Origin of the sequence: Pseudonocardia ailaonensis (assembly GCF_039531635.1) — a bacterium.
In the GTDB taxonomy this organism is placed as follows: Bacteria; Actinomycetota; Actinomycetes; order Mycobacteriales; family Pseudonocardiaceae; genus Pseudonocardia; species Pseudonocardia ailaonensis.
In genome coordinates, this window is the sequence record NZ_BAAAQK010000018.1 from 455,885 (window position 1) to 477,554 (window position 21,670).

Here is a 21,670-nt window from a genome sequence, read left to right on the forward strand (position 1 = left end):
TTCCTAGGCTCGCCGGTATGGGAATCATCGACTTCGTCACCGTCGAGGCCGCCGACACCGCGGCCGCCGAGACGTTCTACGCCACCGCCTTCGACGTGCTGGGCGACAAGGTCCGGGTGCGGCCGTCGGAGGAGCCGTCGACCGGCTTCCGCGGCTTCACCCTCTCTCTGATCGTGGCCCAGCCGGCGAACGCCGACAGCCTCATGGACAGCGCCCGACAGGCCGGCGCGACCGTGGTCAAACCGGCCTCGAAGTCGCTGTGGGGGTACGGCGGCTCCGTCCGGGCCCCCGACGGCACGGTCTGGACGATCGCGTCGTCGAAGAAGAAGGACAGCGGCCCGGCCGCCCGGGAGATCGACGCGATCGTGCTCCAGCTCGGCGTCACCGACGTCGGCGCGACCAGGCAGTTCTACGTCGACCACGGCCTGAGCGTGGCCAAGAGCTACGGGAGCCGGTACGTCGAGCTCGACACCGGTCCCGTGAAGCTGGCTCTCAACAAGCGGACCGCGGTCGCCAAGAACGCCGGCGTCTCGCCGGACGGCACGGGCTCGCACCGGCTCTCGATCACCTGCGACGCCGGCACCTTCACCGACCCGGACGGGTACGTGTGGGAGGCCCCGCGACCATGACCGACGCGTGCGGGCCCGGGGCCTGCCGGGCGGCGCACCGGGCGTCAGTCCGAGGTCGACCACTCCCCGGACAGACCGCTCGGGACGAGGTAGCGGCGGCGCCCTCCGGTGCGCAGGGGCCGCACCGCGTCCAGCCACCGGGGCATCAGGTCGGTGTCGCTGATCATCTCGACGAAGTTCCGGAACGCCTCGCCCCAGCCGTTGACGGACCAGAGGAAGTACAGCTCCTCCTCACCGGTCTGCGGCGGGGACTTCCACGACGCGAGCAGGGTCATCCCGTGGCTCGCCGCGCCCGGGACGAAGATCGTCCGCACGGCGTCGAGGTAGTCGCCGGTCTTGCCCGGCGCCACGTCGATCTGCTCGAGGAGGTGGACGACGGGAACCTCGAGGCCCGCCCGTTCCAGGGCGCGATAGCCCGGCGACAGATCGGTCGACGTGCCCGGCTCGCTCCGCCGGCGGGCCTCCGACAGCTGCTCGGCCGTCACGTTCTCCTCGTCGCTCCACGTCGTCGGCTGCGAGCGCTGTCCGAGGACGGTGTTCGGCGACTCGAACGAGAGGCAGTCGTTGATCAGGTTCATGTGGTACGGGTGGCCACCGTAGAGCCAGAACGCGTCCTCGTCCTCGAAGACGTTCTCCCACACGAGATCCGGCGATCCCGGCGAGGCGCTCTGCTCGACCGCGAGCCGCGACTCGAGGAATCCCGGGATGTGCGTCGCGGCCCCGGCCAGCACGGTCTCCAGGCCGGCGACCTCCTCCGGCGAGACGTCCTTCCTCAGACGGATGGGGTACGTCCTCTTGAACACGACCTGACCTCTCGAACCGGGCGCGTCGCAGCAGCGCCGACCCTCTCGTCCACTCACGACGACGGTGACCGACGTGCTCGCCCACCCGTCCGAAGGATAGGGCCGCCGACGCCCGGAAGGACAGGCGGCACTCGTCGTCGACCGATGCGGTGGTGTGGCCCTCATCCCGCCGCGAGCGTCAGGGCCAGGGCCTGCTCGACCGGCGTGGCCCGCAGCCCCAGCCGTTGCGTGATCTTCGTGCTGTCCACCACGAACGGCGCCGAGAAGAGATAGCGCATCTCCCACAGGGCCGCCGTCGTCCGGTCGACGAGGCCGAGGGCGCGCACGGCGAGGTCGGGGATCCGGCGCACCCCCGAGCCGGGATGGCCCGCCAGCGCCTGGACCATGCCGACGAGCTCGCGGGTGGTGCGCGTCGCCGGGTCGTTCGGGACGTGCCAGACCTCGCCGGTCACGCCGTCGCGCAGGCCGAGCTCGGCCAGGGTGCGCCCCACGTCGGGGACGAACGTGTACGTGTGCGGCTGGTCCGGGTCGCCCAGCACCGTGGCCGGCCGGCCGCGGTGCGCGGGGCCGATCACCCGGTCGCCCAGGTTCGACTGCGCCCCGGTGCCGGGCCCGTAGAAGTCCGACGCCCGGGCGATCACGACCTCCACCCGGCCCGCCCGGTGCTCGGCGAGCAGGTCCGCGGCCATCGCGGCGCGGAGCCTGCCCTTCACGGTGTGCGCCGCCTCCGGGGTGGACTCGGTGAGCGGGCCGGACGGTCGTCCGTAGCAGTAGACGTTGTCCATGCTCACCAGGCGCGCCCCCGCGGACCGGGCCGCGGCGAGCACACCGGCCTGCAGGCGGGGGAACTCCTGGGGCCACTGCGGGTAGGGCGGGTTCAGGGCCTGGTACACGACGCGGGCGCCGGCGGCGACGGCCGTGGTGAACTCCGGGTCGGTGGCGTCCCCGGCCACGGTCTCGACGCCGTCGGGGCCGCGCCCGGAGCGGCTGACCATCCGCACCCGCTCGCCGCGGTCGCGCAGTGCCCGGGCGGTGGCGCGGCCGACGGCGCCGGCCCCGAAGATCACGTGGTCCATCGTGGAGCCTTCCGGAGCAGGGGAAGCAGGAGCAGGCCGGACAGCACGGAGACCGTGACCGCACCGGTCGAGCCGAAGATCGTGTACCGGGCCTCGACGTCGACCCCGACGAGCGTCGTGACCGTCCAGCCCAGGGCCCACAGCACCGGGACGGCGAGCGCCCAGGCGATCCGGGCCCGGGTGCCGGCCGGCAGGGCGACCGCCTGGGCCACCCCCAGCGGCACCCCGGTGATCAGGCCCATCAGCGCCAGGTCGGCGAGGCCCGTCCGGTAGCCGACGGCCGCGGCGCCGAGTGCGAGCCCGGCCGCGGTCCCGAGGACCGTCGCCGGGACCCAGCGGGCGGGCGGCAGGGCACCCAGGCTGGCCAGGCTCTGCCCGATGCCCAGCACGAGGCCGGTGAGGGCACCGCCGAGCAGCGCGGACCCGGCGTCGTCGACGGGCCCGGCCAGGCCGCCGAGGATCCCGGCGAGCGGGAAGGCGAGGAAACCGAGGACCCAGATCCCGTAGCGCTTCACCGGGTGCCCCGGCGGACCAGCAGGACGACGCCGAACGCGACGAGCCAGCAGCTCCACAGCACGTACCCGGCGAAGTTGGCGAGCCCGGCGAGCGGCACACCCAGGGGGACGAGCACACCGAGTACCACGAGCCCCGCCGACACCCCGCCGAGCACCGTGAACCAGCGGCCCGCGAACGCCGTGCCGAGCGCGACCAGCACCAACGCCGTCCAGAGCGCGGTCAGCAGGTAGCCGCCCGTCTCGCCGACCAGCGTGCCGAGGACCAGATTGGCCGTGCGGAAGCTCTCGACGTCGCCGCTCGCGGCCCAGCCCGGCACCAGCAGCGGCCAGCGCAGCAGCCCGGTGACCTGCACGACCGCCGCGAGGATCCCCACCGGCACGGCCCACCGCATCGCGCGCCTCCCGCTGAGACGCCCCACCCCGACGGCGACCGGGGCGAGCAGCGCCGCGCCGACCACGAGGGCGGTGAACCAGGCGACGACCGCGGTCTGCGAGTCGAGGAAGGCGGCCAGGACCTCGGCGGGCGGGTGCTGCAGGACCTGCGGGTAGTCGAAGACGGCGCCGAGGCCGGCGAAGGCGACGTCGAGCAGGACCGCGGCGCCGATCAGCAGGCCTGCGGTCGTGCGGTGCGCGGTGCGGTGCGCGGTGTCGGGAACGGCGGTGGTCATCGGGGGTCCTCCTGGTCGGGGCCGGCCGCGAGGAAGGCGACCAGCAGGGTGTCGGGGTGCTCGGCGAGGTGCTCGCGGGCGAGCAGCCGGGCGCGGTCGAGGTCGCCGGACAACGCCGCCGCGGCGACGGCCACCAGCTGGCGGTCCGGCCGGTCGACGGCGACGGCCCGGGCCCGGTCGAGCAGCGCGGGCCAGTCCGGGTCGGACAGTGCGGCGGCGACCAGTACCGCGGGATCGCGGCTGGTCGGCGCCAGGTCGGCGAGGGTCGCCACTGCGTCGGCGTCGCCGGCCACGGCCCTGCGGATCAACGGGTCGGTCGTCATGGCCGGAACGGTCCCGGACCCCGCTGACGACCGGCTGACGGCGGCGCTGACGAGCGCCCGGATCAGGGCCCCGACGATTGCGTCCGGCCGTAGGCTGCCGTCGTGCTGTCGGTGGACGTGCTGGGGCGGGTGGTCGTGCGCCGCGACGGCGTACCCGTGCCGGTCCCGACGGGGCTGACCACGGACCTGCTGGTGCGTCTCGCCCTGGACGCGGGCACCCCCGTCCGGGTCGACCGGCTCCTCGCCGACCTCTGGCCGGACGAGCCCGGTGTGCGGCCGAACACCCTGCAGGCCAAGGTGTCCCAGCTCCGACGGGCGCTCGGGGACGCCGCGCTGGTGCCCGGCGGTGCCGAGGGCTACCGGCTGGCCGAGGCCACCGTCGACGCGCACGAGGCCCGGCGCCTGGAGGACGAGGGCACGGCGCTGCTCGCGGCGGGCGACCGAACCGGAGCCGCGGCCGCCTGCCGGGCGGGTGCGGCCCTCTTCGGTCCGGAGATCCTCGCCGGCGTGCAGGGGAGCTGGGCGGAGCCCTACCGGGCGGCCCTGCAGGAGGTGCGGCTGCGGCTGGCCGAGGACGGGGCCACCGCCCGGCTCGCGCTCGGCGAGGCCGCCGAGCTGGTGGGCGAGCTCGAGGCACTCGTCGCGGCGCACCCCTTGCGCGAGGGGCTCTGGACCGCGCTGGTCACCGCCCTCTACCGGGCGGGCCGGCAGGCCGACGCGCTCGCCGCCCACCGCCGGGTGACCGCTCTGCTCGCCGACGAGCTCGGCGTGGATCCCGGGCCCGCCCTCGCGGAGCTGGGCCGCCGGATGCTGCAGCAGGATCCCGTTCTCGCCCCGGTGGCCCGCCGGGTGGGCAACCTGCCGGCGCTCGGGACGCCGCTCGTCGGGCGGCAGGCCGAGCTGGCGGAGCTGGGCGCCGACCTGCGGGCCCATCGGCTGGTCACGCTCGTCGGACCGGCCGGGGTGGGCAAGACGCGGCTCGCGCTGGAGGCGGCGCGCGCGGAGCCGGTGGCCTGGCTGGTCCGGCTGGAAGGCGCCCGCACGGCCGACGGGATCGCGGCGGCCGTCGCGGACGTGGTGCCGGGGGTCGAGGCGGCGGACCCGGCCGCGGGCCTGCTCGGCGTCGAGGCCCTGCTGGTCCTGGACACCTGCGAGCACCTCGTCGAGACGATCGCGGCGCTGGCCACGACCCTGCTGGACGCCGCCCCGGGCGTCCGGATCCTGGCCACCAGCCGGCAGCCGCTCGGGATCGACGGCGAGGAGGTCCGGCCCGTCGAGCCGCTCCCGGTGGCGGACGCCGTGGCCCTGTTCGCCGCCCGGGCCCGCCCCGGGTCCGAGGAGGGAGTGGCCGAGCTCTGCCGAGCCCTGGACTGCCTGCCACTCGCGGTCGAGCTCGCCGCGGCCCGGACGCGGGTCCTGACCGTGCCGGAGATCGCCGCCCGGCTCGACGACCGGTTCGCCCTGCTCGCCGACCCGCGCCGGCGCCGGACCCTGGCCGCCGCGCTGGCCTGGAGCTACGACCTGCTGTTCCCGGACGACCAGCGGGGCCTGTGGGCCCTCGCCGGGTTCCCGGACGGCGCCCCACCGGCCGCGGTCGAGCACGTGCTGCGCGAGCTCGGCGTCCCGCCCGCGGCCGCCCTCGACGTCGTCGACCGGCTGGTCGACCGCTCCCTCGCCGTCGTGGGGACGGACCGGACCGGGGCCACCCGGTACCGGCTGCTGGACAGCGTGCGGATCTTCGCCTCGGACCGGACCGAGGCCCCGGACACGGTCGGCGACGCAGTGGTGACGTGGGTCGCCGAGCTCGCCACGGAGGTCTCCGCGCGGGTCCGCGGCCCGGGGCAGGCCGACGCCGTGGCGCGCACGGCGGCGGAACGCGCGACCATCGACGCCGCGCTCGACCGGGCCCACGACCGCCATCCCGAGCTCGGGCTGCGGATCGCCGTCGGGTTCGCGTGGGCCTGGGTCCTGCTCGACGACTCCGGTGCCGCCGCCCGGCTCCGGCGCGCCCGGCTCGCCGCCCCCGGGGCGCCGGCCGGGCTCCGGGACCGGGCGCTGCTGCTGGAGAGCTGGCTGGAGGCGATGTCCGGCGACCTGCGGGCGGCCCGGCTCGCCCTCGACGCGGCCGGGGACGGTCCGGACCGTCTGTGGCACAGCGGTTTCGTGCTCTCCCAGGAGGAGCGGCACGCCGAGGCCCTGGCGGCGCTGGGCGCGGCGCGGGCGGCCTACGCCGGACGCGGGCTCGCGTGGGAGGAGACGGCGAGCGTGCTGCTGACGGTGTTCCCGCACCTCGGGCTGGGCGACGTCGCCGCGGCGCGGGTGGCCTGCGAGGAGGCGGTCGCGCTGCTCGGACCGGTCGGCGACGCCTGGGGCCGCCTGCACGCCGAGTCCGCCCTCGGCCGCATCGCGCAGGCGGAAGGCAGGCCGTCGGAGGCCGCCGCCCACCACGAGCGGGCGGCCGAATCGGCTGCGGCCCTGGGCTTCCCGGGCGCGGCGGCACTGCACCGGGTCCATCTCGGCCGCGCCCGGCACGCGGCGGGCGATCCGGCCGCCGAGACCACCCTGCGGGAGGCCACGGCTGCCGCGGAGCAGACGGGCGACCACCGGTTGCTGGCCGAGGCCCGGGTGCGGCTGGCCGAGGTGCTGCTCGCCGGCCCCGACCCGGACCACGCCGAGATCCGCGCGCTGCTGACCGCCGCGGACCGGTGGTTCACCCTGGCGGGCCCGGGCGACGGCGCGGACGAGGTGGCGCCGCTGCTCGAACGGCTGACCGGCGGGAGCTCCCCGGCCGACCCGCGGTGATCGGACCGCGGCGCGCCCGGCCGGAGCGCACCACTGCTCGTCGGGGACACCGCTGCACCGGTGAGGACGGCCGCCCGGGCCGAGACCGGCGACGGAGGTGAGCGGACCCTAGACGTCCGCCTGGTACGGGGGCGCCGGGTCGTACTGGATGTAGCGCTGGGTCGCCCGGGCGTGGCGCGGCGAGTGCAGCTGCCCCACCAGCCACAGCGCCATGTCGATACCGGCCGACACCCCCTGGCTGCTCACCACGTTCCCGTCCGCCACCCACCGCGCGTCCCGCACGACGTCGACGCCGAGCTCGGCGAGGCGGTCCTCGAACACCCGGTGCGTGGCGAGGCGCCTGCCCGCGGCCAGCCCGGAGGCGTGCAGCAGCAGGGCACCGGTGCACACGCTCGCCACCCACGTCGCCCCGGCACCGACCCGGACCAGCCACTCCAGGAGCGCCGGGTCCGCCGAGGCGAGCAGCGTGCCGTCGCCCCCGGGCACGATCACGACGTCGAGCGGGGGATGGTCGGCGAAGGTCGCGTCCGGCAGCACCCGCATGCCCTTCCGGCAGCGCACGGGCTCCGTCCCGGCCGCGACCAGCAGCACCCGGTCCGGCGGCGCCCCGTCGCGCTCGAGCAGCGCCGCCGAGGCGGTGAGGACCTCCCAGGGACCGACGACGTCGAGCTCCTCGGCCCCGTCGAACACCAGAACTCCGATCGTGCTCACGGCACCCACCGTAGACACTGTCGACGCGACGACCCGACGTGCCGGGCCGCCGGCTGCCACGCCGCGTCGAGCGGATCCGCCGCCGTCGGCGTATACCCCTGGGGTGGCCTGCACGGCATTCGTACTCGGCGGCGGCGGTCTCCTGGGCGCCGCGGAGGCCGGGATGGCCCGCGCGCTCCTGGAGGCCGGCGTGGTGCCCGACCTGGTCCACGGCACGTCCATCGGGGCGATCAACGGGGCCGCCATCGCCGCGGACCCCTCGCCCGGCGGTGCCCGGAACCTGCTCCGGACCTGGGCGGCGCTCGCCTCGGGCGACCTCCTCGGGGGCTCGCTCCTGGGCCGGGTCGGGCAGGTGGTGCGCAGCGGGACGTCCCTGCACGACAGCGAGGACCTGCGCCGGATGCTGCGTGAGCACCTGCCGGTGGCGACGTTCGACGAGCTCGTCGTGCCGTTCGAGTGCGTGGCCGCGAGCATCGAGCGGGCCCGCGAGCACTGGTTCGGCGACGGCGACCTGGTCGAGGCCGTCCTCGCCTCCTGCGCCCTGCCCGGGGTGTTCCCGCCCGTGCGCATCGGCGGGGAGCACTTCGTCGACGGCGGGCTCGTGAACAGCATCCCGCTCGCGCGCGCGGTGGCCGCCGGCGCGGACACCGTGTGGGTGCTGCACGTGGGGCGCATCGAGGAGCAGCTGCGGGTGCCCCGCCGGCCGTGGGAGGTGGGCTTCGTGTCCTTCGAGATCGCGCGCCGGCACCGCTTCCACGCCGACCTCGCCCAGGTGCCCGACGGGGTCACGGTGCACGTCCTGCCCACCGGCCTCCCCACCCGGCCGGCCGCGACCTGGTCCACCCTGCGCTACCGCGACACCGGGCGGATCGCCGAGCGCGCCGAGCGCGCCCACGACGCCACCCGCGCCTACCTGGACGGGCTGGGATGAGGCTCCTGCGCCGCCTCGTGACCGTCCCGCTGGTCGCCGCGCTGGACGTCCTCATCCTGGCGTCCGCCCCGGTCACGCTCGCGATCGCCGCGCTGCTCTGCCTCCCGGCGCGGTCGAGCCTGCCGCTGCGCACCGTGGCGCTGTTCCTCGCCTACGCAGCCATCGAGCTCTCCCTGCTCCCCCGCCTGCTCGGGGCCGGCGAGCAGGACTGGGACGCGCTGCTGCGCGAGGTGCTCGACCGCGGACACCGCGCGATGCGGACCACCCTCGACGTCACCGTCGTCGAGCAGCCCGGTTCGGTCCCGGTCGCGGACCTGCGCGGGGAGGGCGGGGTGATCGTCCTCGCCCGCCACTGCGGCCCCGGCGACTCGCTGTTCATCGCCTGGCTGCTGTCGGTGCACCACGGCCTTCGCCTGCGGGTGGTGCTCACCGCCCTGCTGCGCCTGCAGCCGAGCGTCGACCTCGCCGGAGACCATCTGCCGCTGTGCTTCGTCGGGCCCGGCGTCTTCGGCCGGGGGCGGCGGCGGGCCCGGGAGTGCGTGGAGGACGTGGCCCGCTCGATGACGGCCGGCGACGCGCTGCTGCTCTTCCCCGAGGGCGAGAACTACAGCCGCGAGCGGTGGCGCCGCGCCCTCGGGAAGCTCGTCGCCTCGGGCGCCGTCCGGCGGGTGCAGCGCATGCGCCGCAACACCTACACCCTCCCGCCGCGGCTCGGCGGGATCCTCGCCGCGCTCACCGCCGCGCCGGACGCCGACGTCGTGTTCCTCGCGCACAGCGGGTTCACCGACGACGGCCGCGACCGTCCACTGTGGCGGCTGCCGATCCACCGCACCCTGCTGGTGCACACCACCCGCGTGGCCGCCGCCGACGTCCCCCGGCACGACGACGCCGCGCTGTCCTCCTGGCTCGACGCCGCCTGGACCGACGTCGACGAGTGGATCGGGACGACCGTCGAGAACAACCGCCGCGCGGCGGGTCTCGACGCCGCGACGGCCGGCTGAACCCCCTTCCCCGGGCCGGCGTCAGGGCCTCGACGAGGTCGGCAGCGTGCGGGCGGGGTGATCAGCCGCCGAGTCCGAGCTGCTCGTCCAGCCAGTCGAACATCCGCTGTTCGGTGAGCTCCCGGGCCAGCGGCTGGCAGTGGTAGCTCGCTCCCTCCGCCTGCGTGAAGCGGGCCAGCGTCGCGCCCGGGACCAGTGCCGCGAGCTCCGCGCCCTGGCCGCCGAAGAACTGGTCGCCCTGCGCGTCGATCACGTAGAGCGGGGTGGCGATCCTCCCGGCGACGTCGGTGAGGTCGTACTTCGCGACCTCGTCGAGCGCCTCGGAGTAGCCGGTGACGCCGTACGGGCGGGACCGGAAGTTCCACAGGCGCTGTCCCTTCCCGGTGCCGGGCAGGCGGAACGCGAGCTCCATCTCCTTGTCGAAGCGCTCCTTGTCGCCCCGGTCGTACGCGGCCAGGAGGGCGTGCGGGATGTTCTGCCGCCAGGAGCGGGTCATGTCGACGACCCCGCCGTCGGCGATCGCGGCGGCGAACCGGTGCTCGAAGGCGAGCGCGCGCGGCACCCAGTAGCCGGCCTGGCTGACCCCGTAGACGGCGAGCCGCTCCGCGTCGACGTCCGGGCGGGCCAGCAACCGGTCGACGACCGGCGTCAGCACCTTCTCCCAGTCGTAGCGGAACGGGACGCCCCGCTCGAACAGCATCGACTGCTGGCCGGGGCCCTCGAAGACCACGACGTTGTAGCCCCGTTCGAGGCCGCCCTCGGCGCCCTCGCCGAAGATCCCGGTGATCGCCTCGTCGCTGCCCAGGTTCATCACGAGCGTCGGCCGCCGGGCGCCGGAGCGGTCCGGGGTGAAGATCCAGCCGGGCAGGGTCGTGTCCTCGTAGGGGATGTCGAGGGGCTCGACCGGCCACCGGGTCGTCGCCAGATAGCCGTCCCAGGCCGCCCGGTGCAGGCGGAAGGTCGGCAGCAGCCGGTCGACGTCGCCGAGGCCGGAGACCGCGTTGACCGCCACCGCGTAGTAGTTCGCGGCCCGCAGGTAGGTGCGGGCCGCGCTGACCGGATGGCCGCCCTTCGCGCAGGCCTCGGCGACGGCCGCGATGCGGTCGCCCAGCGCGACCCAGGCGGCGTACCAGCCCTCGTGGTCGTGGGGCGCGCACTCGGCGATCGTGGCCAGGACCTCGCCGATGTCGGCGCCGCCCCGGGTCGCCTTGCCCAGCAGGGCGCGGACGACGAAGTCCCGGTCGTCGGCGTAGAAGCCGGCGGTGTAGGTCTCGTGCGACGTGCGGCCGTGCCGGTCGAGTGCCGGGTCGGTCTCGTTCATGTCCGAGCCTCTCGGGTGGGAGCGTGGGTGGCCACGCGGCGGGTGTACACAGCGGCGGCGACCAGGGCGAGGATCGGCACGCCCCAGTCGATGAGGACGGTGGCCGAGACGCCCTGCTGCGCGAGGTGGGCGCCGAGGATGTGGCAGAGGCCAATCAGCAGCACGACACCGCCCCACATCGCGCTCAAGCGGCGGTTGACCTGCAGGAACAGCGGTGAGTGCCAGTCGGCCTCGGGCACCGTCGCCCGGGCGAACGGGGCGGTGAACGGCATCGGGACCGCCGTGGCCACGATGACCAGGCCGAGCACCAGCGGCACCAGGCCCCGCCCGTACACCACGAGCCAGGAGTCCACGGTGGGCCCGCCGAACAGGCCCACCAGTGCCATCACCAGGAGCACGCCGGCCTGGACGACCGGGAGGAACGGGACCCCGCCCCGGGCCGTGGCCGCGATGATCGCGACGGCGGCGACCAGGCCGGCGAGCGCGGCCCACCCGACCGGGATCCACGAGCACAGGACCGTGAACAGCAGGAACGGCACGAACCCGAGGACGAGCTTCACCGGGTTCACGAGGCACGCGCCGGAGCCGGGGTGAGGCAGGCCCGCGCCCTCATCGGACCGGCGCCGGCGTGTCGGCGCCGTCCTCGGGGGCGAACGCCTCGCGCAGTGCCGCCTCCTGCTCGCGGTCCAGGTTGCTGGTCAGCAGCTCGGCGGTGGTGTCGCCGAAGGCCTCCTCGATCCGCTCGACGACGGCGTCGTGGGTGAGCAGGAACAGGGCCGACGTCCCGGGCGTGATCCTGTCCCGGACCTGGCCCAGCAGCTCGTCGGACAACCCGAGCCGGGAGAGCCCCGCGGCCAGGCCCACCGCGGCACCCATCGCGATCCCGACGATCGGGAGCAGGAACAGCATGCCGAACAGCAGGCCCCAGAACGCGCCGGACAGCGCGGCGGTGCCGGCGGTCGTCCCGGCGACGGTGCCGGCCTGGTAGGTCTTCGGGCGGCGCTTGCCCGCGCGCCAGCTGACGACCGACGCGTCGTCGACGACGACGAGGCGCTGGGCCTGCAGGTTCTGCAGCGTGCGCAGCGCGTTCTCGGCACCTTCCGGGGTGTCGAACTTCCAGATGCTCAGGGTGGCCATCACGGGCTCCTTCTCCGATCGGGGCTGACGGGAACGACACTCCCGGGTCACCGGGGACCGGACATCCGCCATCTCACCCGGTTCCCGGCTCTCCCCGCCGCGTGGACGAGCGGGGCGGCGGATGCGCGATCGGGCCGTCCCACGTTCGGCAGACGCGTGCGGTCCGGCGGCCCGGCCACGATGGACGGATGCCGGCGGCCCGCTCGATCCGCTCGGGCGAGGTCACGTCGTTGGTCGGCGTGCTCGCGCCCGGGGGCGGGACCGGTGCGGTGCTGATCACGGGATCGCCGGGGGTCGGGAAGTCGACGACGCTCGACGCGCTCCTGCGGCACACCGGGGACGCCCGGGTGCACCGGGTCACGGCCGACGAGATGAGCCGCACCCGGCCGTTCGGGCTGATCGGGGACCTGGTCGGCGTCGCCGTGCCCTATCCGCCGCGCGCGGACACCGCCGCCCGGGTGGTCGACGCCGTCGAACAGCTGTGCGCGGACCGTCCCCTGGTCCTGGCCGCCGACGACGTCCACCACGCCGACCCGGACTCGCTCGCCGTGCTGACCGGGCTCGTCGGCGCCACCGCGGACCTGGCGCTGACCCTGCTCCTGGCCCGTCGCCCCCTGCCTGCGCGCACCCAGCTCACCGCGCTGGCCGCCCGTCCGCGGCTGCACGAGGTGGAGCTGACCGGCCTCGACGACTCGGGCCTGGAACACTTGGTCGCCGCCCGCTGCGGGGCGCCGCCCGGTCCGCGGCTCGCGGAGCTGCTGCGCTCCGCGAACGGCAATCCGCTCCATGCCGCGGTGCTGCTGGAGGACCTGGCCCGGTCCTCCGGCCTGACGACCGACGCCGGGACGGTCGAGCTGGCGGCCGACGCGCGCGCGTCGGTCCCGTCCTCGGTGCAGGCCGCGGCCCGCGCCCATCTCGCACTGGTCGACGAGCAGGCCCGCCCGCTCCTGCAGACGCTCGCGGTGTGGGGCCGGCCCGCGACCGTCGACCAGCTCGCCCGGATCACCGGCACCGCGCCCGTCGCCCTGCTCGAACCGGTGCAGGCGGTGGTCGCGGCCGGGGTGGCGCGCTGGGTGCCCGGGGACCGGCTGGACTTCGCGCACGACGTCTACCGGGACGTCGTCGGCGCCGATCTCGCCCCTCCCCTGCGGACCGTGCTGCACGACGCCTGCGCAGCGGTGCTGCAGGCGGACGGGGCGGCGGGCACCGAGGTGCTCGCGCACCGGGCCTCGCCCGGGCGGGCCCTGCAGGTCGCCGTGACCGAGCTGCAGTACGCGCCCGCCCAGGCCGCCGACCTGCTCGCCGAGGCGGCGGACCGCGCCGGCGCCGCCGAGGCCGAGGACATCGCGCTGGCCAGGGCGCACGCCCTGTCGGGGGCCGGGCAGCTGCGCGAGTCCCGGCAGGTCGCGCAGGAGGCGCTCGGCTGGGTGCGGAACCCGGCGATCCGGGCGTCGCTGACCGTCGTGATGGTGCACGCGATGCTGGCCGGCGCGCAGTCCGCCGAGGTCATCGGCATGATCGACCGGATCCTCGCGGGCGAGCTCCCGCAGCGGCAGCGGGCGTCGCTCGAGCGACAGCGGCACCTCACCGTGGTCCTCGGCGGGCTGGCGTCCGTCCCGGTCCGGTCCGGGACGGCTCCGTCGCCGGCGGGGCTGGCGCTGGAGCTGTTCCTGGCCGGCCGCTGCCGGGACGCGCTGGCGGCCGCCGAGGCCGCGGCGGCCGAGGCTCCCCCGCCCTCCGTGGAGCCCGCCCCGCCATGGACCGACCTGCGCGCCGCGCCCATCTGGCCCGCACTCGTCGCGATCTACGCGGAGGGCCCCGAGCAGGCCCGGCGGCGCTCGCTCGACGACCGCCGCCGCGCCCAGGAGGAGGGTCGCAGCTGGCTCAGTCCCGGGCTGTTGTTCGTCGCCGCCGGGATCGACCAGGTCGCGGGCCGGTGGGACGACGCGCTCGCCACCACCGACGCCGGCCTCGAGGCCGCCGCGGCCGCGGGCCTGGGCTGGGTCTCCCGGGCCGTGGCGATGAGCGCCCAGATCCGGATCCGGCGCGGCGAGCTGGACCGGGCCGCGGTCGAGCTCGACCGCTGGCGTCTGCAGGATCTCCCGGAGTACGCCGGGCTGCCGATGACCACGCTCGCCGAGGTCATGCTGCACGAGGCGCACGGCCGGCTGCCCGAGGCGGCCGAGCTCGCCGCGCGGAGCTGGGACGAGACCGTCGGTTCCGGCCGGCGGCTCTGGGCGCCGGTCGCCGCCCCCGACGTCGCCCGGATCGCTGCCCGCGCCGGCGACGCGGCCCTGCTCGCGCGCGTCCTCGCCGACACCGAGGCCGTCGTCGGGGCCGGGGACCAGGCCCCCGTCCTGGCGCCGGCCGCGGACCTCGCCCGCGCCGTCGCCGAGGGCGATCCGGACCGGGCGGGGGCCGCCGCCACCGCCTACGGCCTGCGTGGGCACGTCCCCGGGGAGATGGCGGGCTGGGAGGAGTCGGCGGTCGCCGCGGCCGCGCGGGGCGACGCGGACCGCGCCCGCGCCGCCGCCCGGCACTGCACCCGGATCGCGGAGAGCCTGGGCGACACCACCTCCCGGCGCCGCCTCGCGGCCCGGCTCCGCGCCCACGACCTCCGGGTCGCCCCGCCCGCCCGCCGGGCCCGCCCGGCCACCGGCTGGGGCAGCCTCACCCCGACGGAGCTGCGGGTCGCGGAGCTGGTGGGCGAGGGCCTCACGAGCCCCCAGATCGGCACGCGCCTCTATCTCTCCCCCCGCACCGTCCAGACCCACATCTCCCACAGCCTCCGGAAGCTGGAGCTCCGCAGCCGCTCGGAGCTGGCCGCCACGGTGGCGCGTCACCGGGGGTGATCCTCGCCGCGCGGCCCTATGCTCCGGGGCGACGGCGGATCCCGGGAGGCGTGGTGGCGCAGGTGAAACGGTGGTGGCTGGGGGTGCTCAGCCACACCCTCAACCCCCTCACCCGGCGCCTCGCCCGCGCCGGGCGCGGGCCCTTCGCGCTGGTACGACACGTCGGGCGGAAGAGCGGGCGGACCTACGAGACGCCGTTGATCCTGGCGCGGGTGCCGGAGGGGTTCGTCGCCGAGCTCACCTACGGGCCCGAGGTCGACTGGTTCCGCAACGTCGTGGCCGCGGGCGGATGCGTCGTCGTGGCGGGCGGGGCCGAGCACCGGGTCGACGGGGTGACGACGGTCGACCGCGAGGACGGGTTGCGCGCCTTCGGGTTCCCGGCGTCGGTGGTGCTGCGGCTCCTGCGCCGAGGGGAGTTCCGGCTGCTGCACGCCGGATGATCAGCGGCGCAGCCCTCGACGACGATCCGGGCGCCCACCTAGAAGGGGACGTCCCGCACGACACCGACGGGGCACTGCGAGGTCCGGAGCAGCCGCCGGACCAGCGGGCCCGCCGGGGCGTCGAGGCGCCGGCCCCGCGCCCGTACCCCGACGACCACCAGCGCCGCCCCGGCCGAGAGCGCCGGGAGCTGCCGGGCATCGTGCGGACCGGCCTCGTGCGGACCGGAGCTGTGCTGATCGGAGCCGCGGGGACCGGGCCCGCGGGGAGCGACGGAGGACGCCGCCGGATTCGCTCCGAGGTGGACGGTCACGAGCGGCGACGAGCGGGAGCTCGCCGCGGCGGCGGCGAACCGGCGGGCGGCGTGGCCGGCCGGCGAGTCGTCCACGAGCAGCAGGACCGGCGCGCCCGCCCGTTCCGCGGCGACGAGATCCCCGCGCACGGCGACGAGCGGGCACCGGGCCGCGGCGGCGAGGGCGGTCGTGACCGAGTCGGAGAGGGCGGTGCGGAGCGGTCCGCGCCCGCGGGTGCCGAGCACCAGGACACCCGCCCATTCGGACTCGGCCACCAGCACCGGGAGGGCCGAGCCGGGGCGGACCTGCTGCCGGACCTCGAGGCCCGGCACCACGGTGAGCGCGGCCTCGGCCGCCTCGGCCAGGGTCTCGCGGGCCGCACCGGCCACGGCGTCGCGGGCGCGGGCGGACGACGTCCCTCCGACCCCCGTCGGCCGCAGGGCCCCTGGACCCGCGGCCGCCACCAGGTGCAGCGGGCCGCCGCGCCGGTGCGCCTCCCGCGCGCCCCAGCGCGCGGCCCGCAGCGCCTGGGGCGAGCCGTCGACGCCGACGAGGACCGTGCGACGGAGGCTCGCGATGATCTCGTTGTCCACGGCTCACCCCCTCGACGAGGAGATACCCCATCTCCGGCCCGGGGGCGACCGCTGGAGAGCGGGTTCGCGGCGCACGCCGTCACGATCACCCCGGCGGATTGGCCGCACAGGGCCGCCGCGAGGCCCTGAGCTGGGCAGACGCGGCGAACCCCGCCACCGCGCGGGACCGGCCTGCGCCGGCCGTGATCGCCGCCCGGGTGCGGGCACGCAGCGGAGACAGTCCTCGGTGCACCCGAGCGCCGATCATGGAGCGCCGTCCGAACGCCCGGGATCGGCGAACTGTCGCGACCGCTACGGCCCCTCGCGGGCCGAGTCGGCGAGGTCGGGCAGGAGGTCGGCGGCCGTACGGATCTCCTCTCCCAGCTGGTGGTCCGTGCGGATGTCCGGGATGGCGTCGGCGAGACGGGTGAAGATCCTCGCGAGAGCGCGGCCGCTGGGAATGGCGTCGTCGAGGCGCAGGGCGCGGACGGCGGCGACCAGCTCGCAGGCCAGGACCGTGCGGTAGCTCTGCGCGGCGGAGGCGGCGCTGCGGGCGGCGTGCGGGGTGAAGCTGGCGTGGTCCTCGACCCCGCGGGAGATCACCGAGGTCCCCAGCGTCACCGGGCCGGCGGAGTGGCGCAGCCGGCCGAGGGCGTCGTGGGCGACGTACTCCAGGATCATCACGCCCGAGCTGCCGGACGGGCCGTTGGCCAGGAAGGCCGGCAGGCCCGTGTACTCGGGCTCGACGAGGTCGCCCAGGCGGGCCGCGGACAGCTCGGCCACGTGGTGGACGGCGGCCCGCAGGTTGTCCAGGGCCAGTGCCGGATAGGCCGTGGAGAACTGGCCGTGGTGGTAGGCCGAGGCGGAGCCGACGTCGATCAGCGGGTTCTCGGCCGCCGCGTTGATCTCGACCTCCAGCACCCGGCGCAGGTATCCGGCGGCCTCGAGCGCGGGGCCCTGAACCTGGCAGAACGCCCTGAGCCCGAACGGGTCCTGGATCCGGCGGCCGGGGCTGAGGTCGCCCTCGTGCCAGAGCAGGCGGCGCATCCGGGCCGCCGAGTCGACCGTTCCGGGGTGGGGCCGGCGGGCGTGCACCTGCTCCGCGAAGGCCTCCGAGGCGCCGCCGAGCGCGCAGTACGACAGTGCGGCGACGACGTGGGCGGCGTCGAGCAGCCGGCTCAGCTCGTCGCCGACGAGGACCGCCCGGGCGAGGGTGACGGCGTTGGACGACAGGAACGCCAGCGCGTCGCCCGGGTCGAGGACGATCGGCGGCACGTGGCCGGTGGCCCACGGGACGTGCCCGGTCAGCGTCAGGCCGATCTCGGCCAGCATGGACAGGTCCCCGGTGCCGATGGAGCCGGCGTCGTGCACCGCGGGGACCGAGCCGGTCCGCAGGGCGGCCTCGAGGGCCTGGAGGAAGCGTGGGTGGATGCCGCTGCCCGCGGCGGCGAGCTGGTTGAGCCGGACCAGCAGGGCGGCGCGGGTGACCGTGTCGTCGAGCCGCTCGCCCACCCCGGCGGCGTGGCTCAGCAGCAGCCGCAGGTCGTGGGTCTCGCGGTCGCCGGTGCCGACCAGGGCGTCGCGGTTCGCGCCGACGCCGGTCGTGCGCCCGTAGACGGGCCGGGTCGCGCTGACCACGAGCGCCGTCTCGTAGGACTCGGTGGCGGCCTTCAACGCCTCCTCGGACAGCACGACGGCGGCGCCGCCCGGCGCCACCGCGACGACGTCCGCGCAGGTCAGCGAGGCACCGTCGACCACGATCATGCGTCCACCCCCTCCGTTGCCCTCCCGACCGGGACCGCCCGGCGGCCCACCGTGTACCGCACGCCCGCCCGCACGACCTCGCTCACGAGCGGCACCCCCGGACGGTAGGCCAGGTGCACGAAGGACGGCGCCGCGAGCCGGACCAGGTCCGCGCGCATCCCGGGCGCGATCGCGCCGACGTCCGTCCGGCGCAGCGCCGCGGCACCGCCGGCGGTGAACGCGGACAGGGCCTCGGCCGGGCTCAACCCCATGTGCCGCACGGCGAGGGCGATGCAGAAGCCCGGGTTGCTGGTGAAGGAGCTGCCCGGGTTGCAGTCCGTCGCGAGCGCGACCGTGGCCCCGGCGTCGAGGAGCCGCCGGCCGTCGGACCAGGCCGTCCGGGTGCTGAACTCGACGCCCGGCAGGAGGGTCGCGACCGTCTCCGAGGCGGCGAGGGCGGCGACGTCCTCATCGGACAGATAGGTGCAGTGGTCGACGGCCGCCGCCCCCAGCTCGACGGCGAGCTGCACGCCGCCGCCGATCCCGAGCTGACCGGCGTGCACCCGGATCCCGAGCCCGCGGGCGGCCCCGGCCTCGAGCACCGCGCGGGACTCGTCGACGTCGAAGGCGCCCTTCTCGCAGAACACGTCCACCCACCTCGCGCGGGGGGCGCAGGCGTCGAGCATGGGGCCACGGACCAGGTCGACGTAGTCGTCGCGCCGCGCCCCCTCGGGCACGACGTGCGCGCCCAGGAAGGTCGTCTCCGGGGTGAACCGGCCCGCGATCTCCAGGGCCCGCCGCTCGTCGTCGACCGTCAGGCCGTAGCCGCTCTTGCACTCGAAGGTGGTCACACCCGCGGCCAGCAGCTCTCCCGCCAGCGCGGACACCCCGGCGGCCAGGGTCTCGTCGGACGCGGCCCGGGTGGCGGCGACCGTGGTCCGGATCCCGCCCGCCGAGTACGGACGGCCGGTGGCGCGGGCCTCGAACTCGGCCGACCGTTCCCCGGCGAAGACCAGGTGGGCGTGGCTGTCGACGAACCCGGGGACCACGGCCGCGCCCTCGCAGGAGACCCGCTCGTCGGCCGCCGGAGCCTGCCGGGCCTCACCGACCCACGCGATGCGCTCGCCGTCGACGACCACGGCGGCGTCGCGCAGGGTCCCGATGGCGGGGTCGTTCGTGGTCAGCTCCCCGATGTCGGTGTGGAGAACGCTCACGCTGCTCCCTCCATGATGGACGACACCGCGGCCGCGAGCCGCCGTCCGACGTGCGGCACGGTCGTGTGGTGGCGGTCCGCCACGACGACCCGGCCGCCGACCACCACGTCCGTGACGTCCGCCGCCGTCGCCGCGAACACGGCCGTCTCCACGGTGGCACCGCCACCCGCGGTGCGGACGGAGTCCAGGTCGATCGCGACCAGATCTGCCCGGGCGCCGACGGCGAGGATGCCGGCGTCCGGGCGGCCGATGATCCGGTGGCCGCCGAGCGTGGCCGCGCCGAGCAGGGTGGCCGCGTCGAGCACGCCGCGTTCGCGCCGGTGCAGGCGTTCGTCGAGCTCGACGGCGCGGGCCTCCTCGAACAGGTCGATCACGGCGTGGCTGTCGGAGCCGAGGCCGAACGGACCGTGGGGCGCGGTCAGGAGGGCGGGGGCGGGGCCGATGCCGTCGCCCAGGTCGCGTTCGGTCGTCGGGCAGAAGCACACTCCGGTGCCGCTGGTGCGCAGGTCCGCGATGTCGGCCGCGGTGAGATGGGTGGCGTGCACGGCGGTCGTGCGCGGGCCGAGGACGCCGAGCTCGCGGAGCAGGCCGACGGGGGTGCGGCCGTGCACGGCGAGGCACCGCTCGACCTCGGCGGTCTGCTCGGCGACGTGGACGTGCAGTGGTGCGTCGTGCGCCTCAGCCCACTCGACGATGGCCGGGGCGTGCTCCACCGGGACCGCGCGAACGGAGTGCAGGGCGGCGCCGACCACGATCTCGTCACCATGCCGTGAATGCAGCTCGTCCACGCGGGCGGCCCAGGCCTCGCCCGATCCGTCGCCGAAACGGACCTGGGCCTCGGTCAGCGGGACGCCGCCGACGTCGGACGCGAGATAGCAGGTGTCGAGCAGGGTGAGCCTGATCCCGGCGGTGCGGGCGGCGTCGATCAGGGCCTCCCCCATGGCGTTCGGGTCGATGTAGCGGGCGCCGCCGCGGTCGTGGTGGAGGTAGTGGAACTCGCCGGCGGCCGTGATGCCGGCGAGCGCCATCTCGGCGAACACCGCCGTCGCGATCTCGCGGTAGCCGTCCGGGGTGATCCGGTGCGCCGCCCGGTACATCAGGTCGCGCCAGGTCCAGAAGGATCCGCGGTGGCGCTGGGTCCGCGAGCGCAGCAGGCGGTGGAAGGCGTGGGAGTGCGCGTTGGCGAGGCCGGGGATCACCAGGCCGCGCAGCACGGGGACGCCGGACGGCCGCGGCGCCTCCCGGACCTCGGCGAACCGTCCGTCCTCGACGGAGATCAGGACCCCCGGACGGACGGGACCCGTTCCGGTCCAGGCGTTCTCGCACCACCACTCCCCCCGTGAGTGGCGATAGTCGCCATGGCGACTATCGCCACTCACGAGGGCGTGGTCGGGCCGGCTCATGCGGTCGTCCCGTCGCGGAGCACGGCGGTGAGGGCGTCGACCCCGGCGAGGCAGTCCCGGCGCTCGGCCCACTCCGCCGGGGAGTGCGAGACGCCGGTCGGGTTGCGCACGAACACCATCGCCGTCGGCACGACCGCGGAGAGCACCCCGGCGTCGTGGCCCGCAGCGGTGGGCAGCATCGGGATGTCGCCCAGGACGGCCCGGATGCGGCCGCGCGGTCCGGACGGGAACTCGACGACGGGCGACACGGACTCCGTGTGCACCGCGACGGAGGTGCCCTCGGCGGCGGCGTGCCGGGCGGCGTCGGCGAACAGGTCCGCGGTGAGCGCCTCCAGGACCGCGGTCGAGGGGGCGCGGGCGTCGAGGACCGCGTGGACGCCGGAGGCGATCGCGTTGGCGCCGTTGGGGGCCACGCTCACCTTGCCGAAGGTCGCGACCGCGCCGTGCTGGACCGCGCGCTGCCGTGCGGAGCCGACGGTCGCCGCGTACGGCAGCATCGGGTCGTGCCGGTCCGCGATCAGCGTGGCGCCGGCGTGGTTGGCCTCGCCGGTGAAGTCGAGCCGCCAGCGCCCGTGCGGCCAGATCGACGAGGCCACCGCCACGGGGGCACCGAGGCGGTCGAGCGCGCGGCCCTGCTCGACGTGCAGCTCCACGAAGAGCCCGACGCGCTCGGCGAGCCGGGGGTCCCGGCCCAGGGCGGCGGGGTCCCGGCCGGCGGCGGTGAGGACCTCGGCGAGGCTGCGGCCGTCCGCGTCCCGCAGGCCCAGCGCGCGGTCGGGGCCCAGCGCTCCGGTGGAGAGCTGGGAGCCGACGCAGGCGACGCCGAACCGGGCGCCCTCCTCGTCGGCGAACGCCACGATCCCGAGGGGGCGCTGCGGCACATGCCCTTCGGCTCGCAGCGCGTCCACCGCGGCGAAGGAGGACACGACGCCGAGCGGGCCGTCGAACGCCCCTCCGTCCGGCACGGAGTCCAGGTGCGATCCGGTCACCAGCGCGCCCCGCGGGTCCCCCGTCCAGCCCGGCGGCAGCCACCAGGCCCACAGGTTGCCGTTGCGGTCGGTCTCGACGGCGAGCCCGCGTTCCTGCGCGCACCCCACGAACCACTCGCGGAGGGTCTGCTCGGCGTCGCCCCACACCGGGCGCCGGTACCCGCCGGTGGTGCCGTCCCGCCCGACGTCGGCGATCGCCGTCCACAAGCCGTCGAAGGTGCTCATCGCACGTGCACCGCCGAGCGCCGT

At 76.2% G+C, this 21,670-nt stretch carries 20 protein-coding genes; 6 read left to right on the forward strand and 14 right to left on the reverse strand.

What is annotated here, in order from left to right; translation table 11 throughout:
- The first annotated feature begins 17 nt into the window (after positions 1 to 17).
- Entirely contained in the window at positions 18 to 629 is a 612-nt protein-coding gene (locus ABD324_RS24375) for a VOC family protein (protein ID WP_344421453.1), read from the forward strand.
- 44 nt (positions 630 to 673) lie between these two features.
- Here the strand turns inward: ABD324_RS24375 and ABD324_RS24380 are convergent, their stop codons facing one another.
- From ABD324_RS24380 to ABD324_RS24400, 5 genes are all read right to left on the reverse strand, one after another.
- The gene (locus ABD324_RS24380; RefSeq protein WP_344421455.1) at positions 674 to 1,432 is read right to left on the reverse strand and encodes an antibiotic biosynthesis monooxygenase family protein; all 759 of its coding nucleotides are present in this window, start codon (positions 1,430 to 1,432) and stop codon (positions 674 to 676) included.
- Positions 1,433 to 1,593: 161 nt separating this feature from the next.
- The gene (locus ABD324_RS24385; protein WP_344421458.1) at positions 1,594 to 2,508 is read right to left on the reverse strand and encodes an NAD-dependent epimerase/dehydratase family protein; all 915 of its coding nucleotides are present in this window, start codon (positions 2,506 to 2,508) and stop codon (positions 1,594 to 1,596) included.
- Positions 2,496 to 3,023: a hypothetical protein gene (locus tag ABD324_RS24390; protein WP_344421461.1), complete on the reverse strand. Its 528-nt coding sequence runs from the start codon at positions 3,021 to 3,023 to the stop codon at positions 2,496 to 2,498. The genes ABD324_RS24385 and ABD324_RS24390 overlap by 13 nt, the downstream gene beginning before the upstream one ends.
- Positions 3,020 to 3,691, reverse strand: coding sequence for a DUF4386 domain-containing protein (locus ABD324_RS24395; RefSeq protein ID WP_344421464.1), 672 nt, complete (start codon positions 3,689 to 3,691; stop codon positions 3,020 to 3,022). Before ABD324_RS24395 ends, ABD324_RS24390 begins: the two co-directional genes overlap by 4 nt.
- Positions 3,688 to 4,014: a hypothetical protein gene (locus tag ABD324_RS24400; RefSeq protein ID WP_344421466.1), complete on the reverse strand. Its 327-nt coding sequence runs from the start codon at positions 4,012 to 4,014 to the stop codon at positions 3,688 to 3,690. The genes ABD324_RS24395 and ABD324_RS24400 overlap by 4 nt, the downstream gene beginning before the upstream one ends.
- Before the next feature lie 102 nt (positions 4,015 to 4,116).
- Between ABD324_RS24400 and ABD324_RS24405 the strand changes: the two genes are divergently transcribed.
- Complete coding sequence (locus ABD324_RS24405) at positions 4,117 to 6,816, forward strand: AfsR/SARP family transcriptional regulator (protein WP_344421469.1); 2,700 nt, start codon at positions 4,117 to 4,119, stop codon at positions 6,814 to 6,816.
- Positions 6,817 to 6,924: 108 nt separating this feature from the next.
- Here the strand turns inward: ABD324_RS24405 and ABD324_RS24410 are convergent, their stop codons facing one another.
- Positions 6,925 to 7,527 carry a DJ-1/PfpI family protein gene (locus ABD324_RS24410; RefSeq protein ID WP_344421472.1) on the reverse strand — a complete coding sequence of 201 codons (603 nt, stop codon included), beginning with the start codon at positions 7,525 to 7,527 and terminating at the stop codon, positions 6,925 to 6,927.
- A gap of 103 nt (positions 7,528 to 7,630) precedes the next feature.
- Here ABD324_RS24410 and ABD324_RS24415 point away from each other — a divergent pair, with 103 nt between their 5' ends.
- Positions 7,631 to 8,458 (forward strand): patatin-like phospholipase family protein, encoded by an 828-nt coding sequence (locus ABD324_RS24415; protein WP_344421474.1) that lies wholly within the window; start codon positions 7,631 to 7,633, stop codon positions 8,456 to 8,458.
- Positions 8,455 to 9,459, forward strand: a complete 1,005-nt coding sequence (locus ABD324_RS24420) for a 1-acyl-sn-glycerol-3-phosphate acyltransferase (RefSeq protein WP_344421477.1) — start codon at positions 8,455 to 8,457, stop codon at positions 9,457 to 9,459. The genes ABD324_RS24415 and ABD324_RS24420 overlap by 4 nt, the downstream gene beginning before the upstream one ends.
- Before the next feature lie 61 nt (positions 9,460 to 9,520).
- Here ABD324_RS24420 and ABD324_RS24425 read toward each other — a convergent pair whose 3' ends face one another.
- The 3 genes from ABD324_RS24425 to ABD324_RS24435 are packed head-to-tail and all read right to left on the reverse strand — an operon-like array spanning position 9,521 to position 11,917.
- Positions 9,521 to 10,780, reverse strand: a complete 1,260-nt coding sequence (locus ABD324_RS24425; RefSeq protein WP_344421481.1) for an alpha/beta hydrolase family protein — start codon at positions 10,778 to 10,780, stop codon at positions 9,521 to 9,523.
- The gene (locus ABD324_RS24430) at positions 10,777 to 11,340 is read right to left on the reverse strand and encodes a hypothetical protein (protein ID WP_344421483.1); all 564 of its coding nucleotides are present in this window, start codon (positions 11,338 to 11,340) and stop codon (positions 10,777 to 10,779) included. The genes ABD324_RS24425 and ABD324_RS24430 overlap by 4 nt, the downstream gene beginning before the upstream one ends.
- Positions 11,341 to 11,389: 49 nt before the next feature.
- On the reverse strand, positions 11,390 to 11,917 hold the full coding sequence (locus tag ABD324_RS24435) for a DUF1269 domain-containing protein (RefSeq protein ID WP_344421486.1): 528 nt from the start codon (positions 11,915 to 11,917) through the stop codon (positions 11,390 to 11,392).
- A 188-nt stretch (positions 11,918 to 12,105) separates the two neighbouring features.
- On the opposite strand from ABD324_RS24435, the gene ABD324_RS24440 reads away from it, so the two are divergent.
- Positions 12,106 to 14,769 carry a LuxR C-terminal-related transcriptional regulator gene (locus tag ABD324_RS24440; RefSeq protein WP_344421489.1) on the forward strand — a complete coding sequence of 888 codons (2,664 nt, stop codon included), beginning with the start codon at positions 12,106 to 12,108 and terminating at the stop codon, positions 14,767 to 14,769.
- 62 nt (positions 14,770 to 14,831) lie between these two features.
- Positions 14,832 to 15,209, forward strand: a complete 378-nt coding sequence (locus ABD324_RS24445) for a nitroreductase family deazaflavin-dependent oxidoreductase (protein ID WP_344421491.1) — start codon at positions 14,832 to 14,834, stop codon at positions 15,207 to 15,209.
- A gap of 38 nt (positions 15,210 to 15,247) precedes the next feature.
- Here the strand turns inward: ABD324_RS24445 and ABD324_RS24450 are convergent, their stop codons facing one another.
- The 5 genes from ABD324_RS24450 to ABD324_RS24470 form a co-directional block, all read right to left on the reverse strand.
- On the reverse strand, positions 15,248 to 16,093 hold the full coding sequence (locus ABD324_RS24450) for a universal stress protein (protein WP_344421494.1): 846 nt from the start codon (positions 16,091 to 16,093) through the stop codon (positions 15,248 to 15,250).
- Positions 16,094 to 16,384: 291 nt separating this feature from the next.
- Positions 16,385 to 17,836, reverse strand: a complete 1,452-nt coding sequence (locus ABD324_RS24455) for an aromatic amino acid ammonia-lyase (protein ID WP_344421497.1) — start codon at positions 17,834 to 17,836, stop codon at positions 16,385 to 16,387.
- Positions 17,833 to 19,029 carry an imidazolonepropionase gene (gene hutI / locus ABD324_RS24460; protein ID WP_344421500.1) on the reverse strand — a complete coding sequence of 399 codons (1,197 nt, stop codon included), beginning with the start codon at positions 19,027 to 19,029 and terminating at the stop codon, positions 17,833 to 17,835. Before hutI ends, ABD324_RS24455 begins: the two co-directional genes overlap by 4 nt.
- On the reverse strand, positions 19,026 to 20,432 hold the full coding sequence (locus ABD324_RS24465; RefSeq protein WP_344421503.1) for a formimidoylglutamate deiminase: 1,407 nt from the start codon (positions 20,430 to 20,432) through the stop codon (positions 19,026 to 19,028). Before ABD324_RS24465 ends, hutI begins: the two co-directional genes overlap by 4 nt.
- Positions 20,429 to 21,646 carry an allantoate amidohydrolase gene (locus ABD324_RS24470; RefSeq protein WP_344421505.1) on the reverse strand — a complete coding sequence of 406 codons (1,218 nt, stop codon included), beginning with the start codon at positions 21,644 to 21,646 and terminating at the stop codon, positions 20,429 to 20,431. Before ABD324_RS24470 ends, ABD324_RS24465 begins: the two co-directional genes overlap by 4 nt.
- Between the last annotated feature and the right edge of the window lie 24 nt (positions 21,647 to 21,670).

Excerpts from the sequence above, each read along its gene's own strand:
- ABD324_RS24375 (WP_344421453.1), top strand. The coding sequence starts at position 18 with ATGGGAATCATCGACTTCGTCACCGTCGAGGCCGCCGACACCGCGGCC.
- ABD324_RS24385 (WP_344421458.1), bottom strand. The coding sequence starts at position 2,508 with ATGGACCACGTGATCTTCGGGGCCGGCGCCGTCGGCCGCGCCACCGCC.
- ABD324_RS24395 (WP_344421464.1), bottom strand. The coding sequence starts at position 3,691 with ATGACCACCGCCGTTCCCGACACCGCGCACCGCACCGCGCACCGCACG.
- ABD324_RS24400 (WP_344421466.1), bottom strand. The coding sequence starts at position 4,014 with ATGACGACCGACCCGTTGATCCGCAGGGCCGTGGCCGGCGACGCCGAC.
- ABD324_RS24420 (WP_344421477.1), top strand. The coding sequence starts at position 8,455 with ATGAGGCTCCTGCGCCGCCTCGTGACCGTCCCGCTGGTCGCCGCGCTG.
- ABD324_RS24425 (WP_344421481.1), bottom strand. The coding sequence starts at position 10,780 with ATGAACGAGACCGACCCGGCACTCGACCGGCACGGCCGCACGTCGCAC.
- ABD324_RS24435 (WP_344421486.1), bottom strand. The coding sequence starts at position 11,917 with ATGGCCACCCTGAGCATCTGGAAGTTCGACACCCCGGAAGGTGCCGAG.
- ABD324_RS24440 (WP_344421489.1), top strand. The coding sequence starts at position 12,106 with ATGCCGGCGGCCCGCTCGATCCGCTCGGGCGAGGTCACGTCGTTGGTC.
- ABD324_RS24455 (WP_344421497.1), bottom strand. The coding sequence starts at position 17,836 with ATGATCGTGGTCGACGGTGCCTCGCTGACCTGCGCGGACGTCGTCGCG.
- ABD324_RS24465 (WP_344421503.1), bottom strand. The coding sequence starts at position 20,432 with ATGAGCCGGCCCGACCACGCCCTCGTGAGTGGCGATAGTCGCCATGGC.
- ABD324_RS24470 (WP_344421505.1), bottom strand. The coding sequence starts at position 21,646 with ATGAGCACCTTCGACGGCTTGTGGACGGCGATCGCCGACGTCGGGCGG.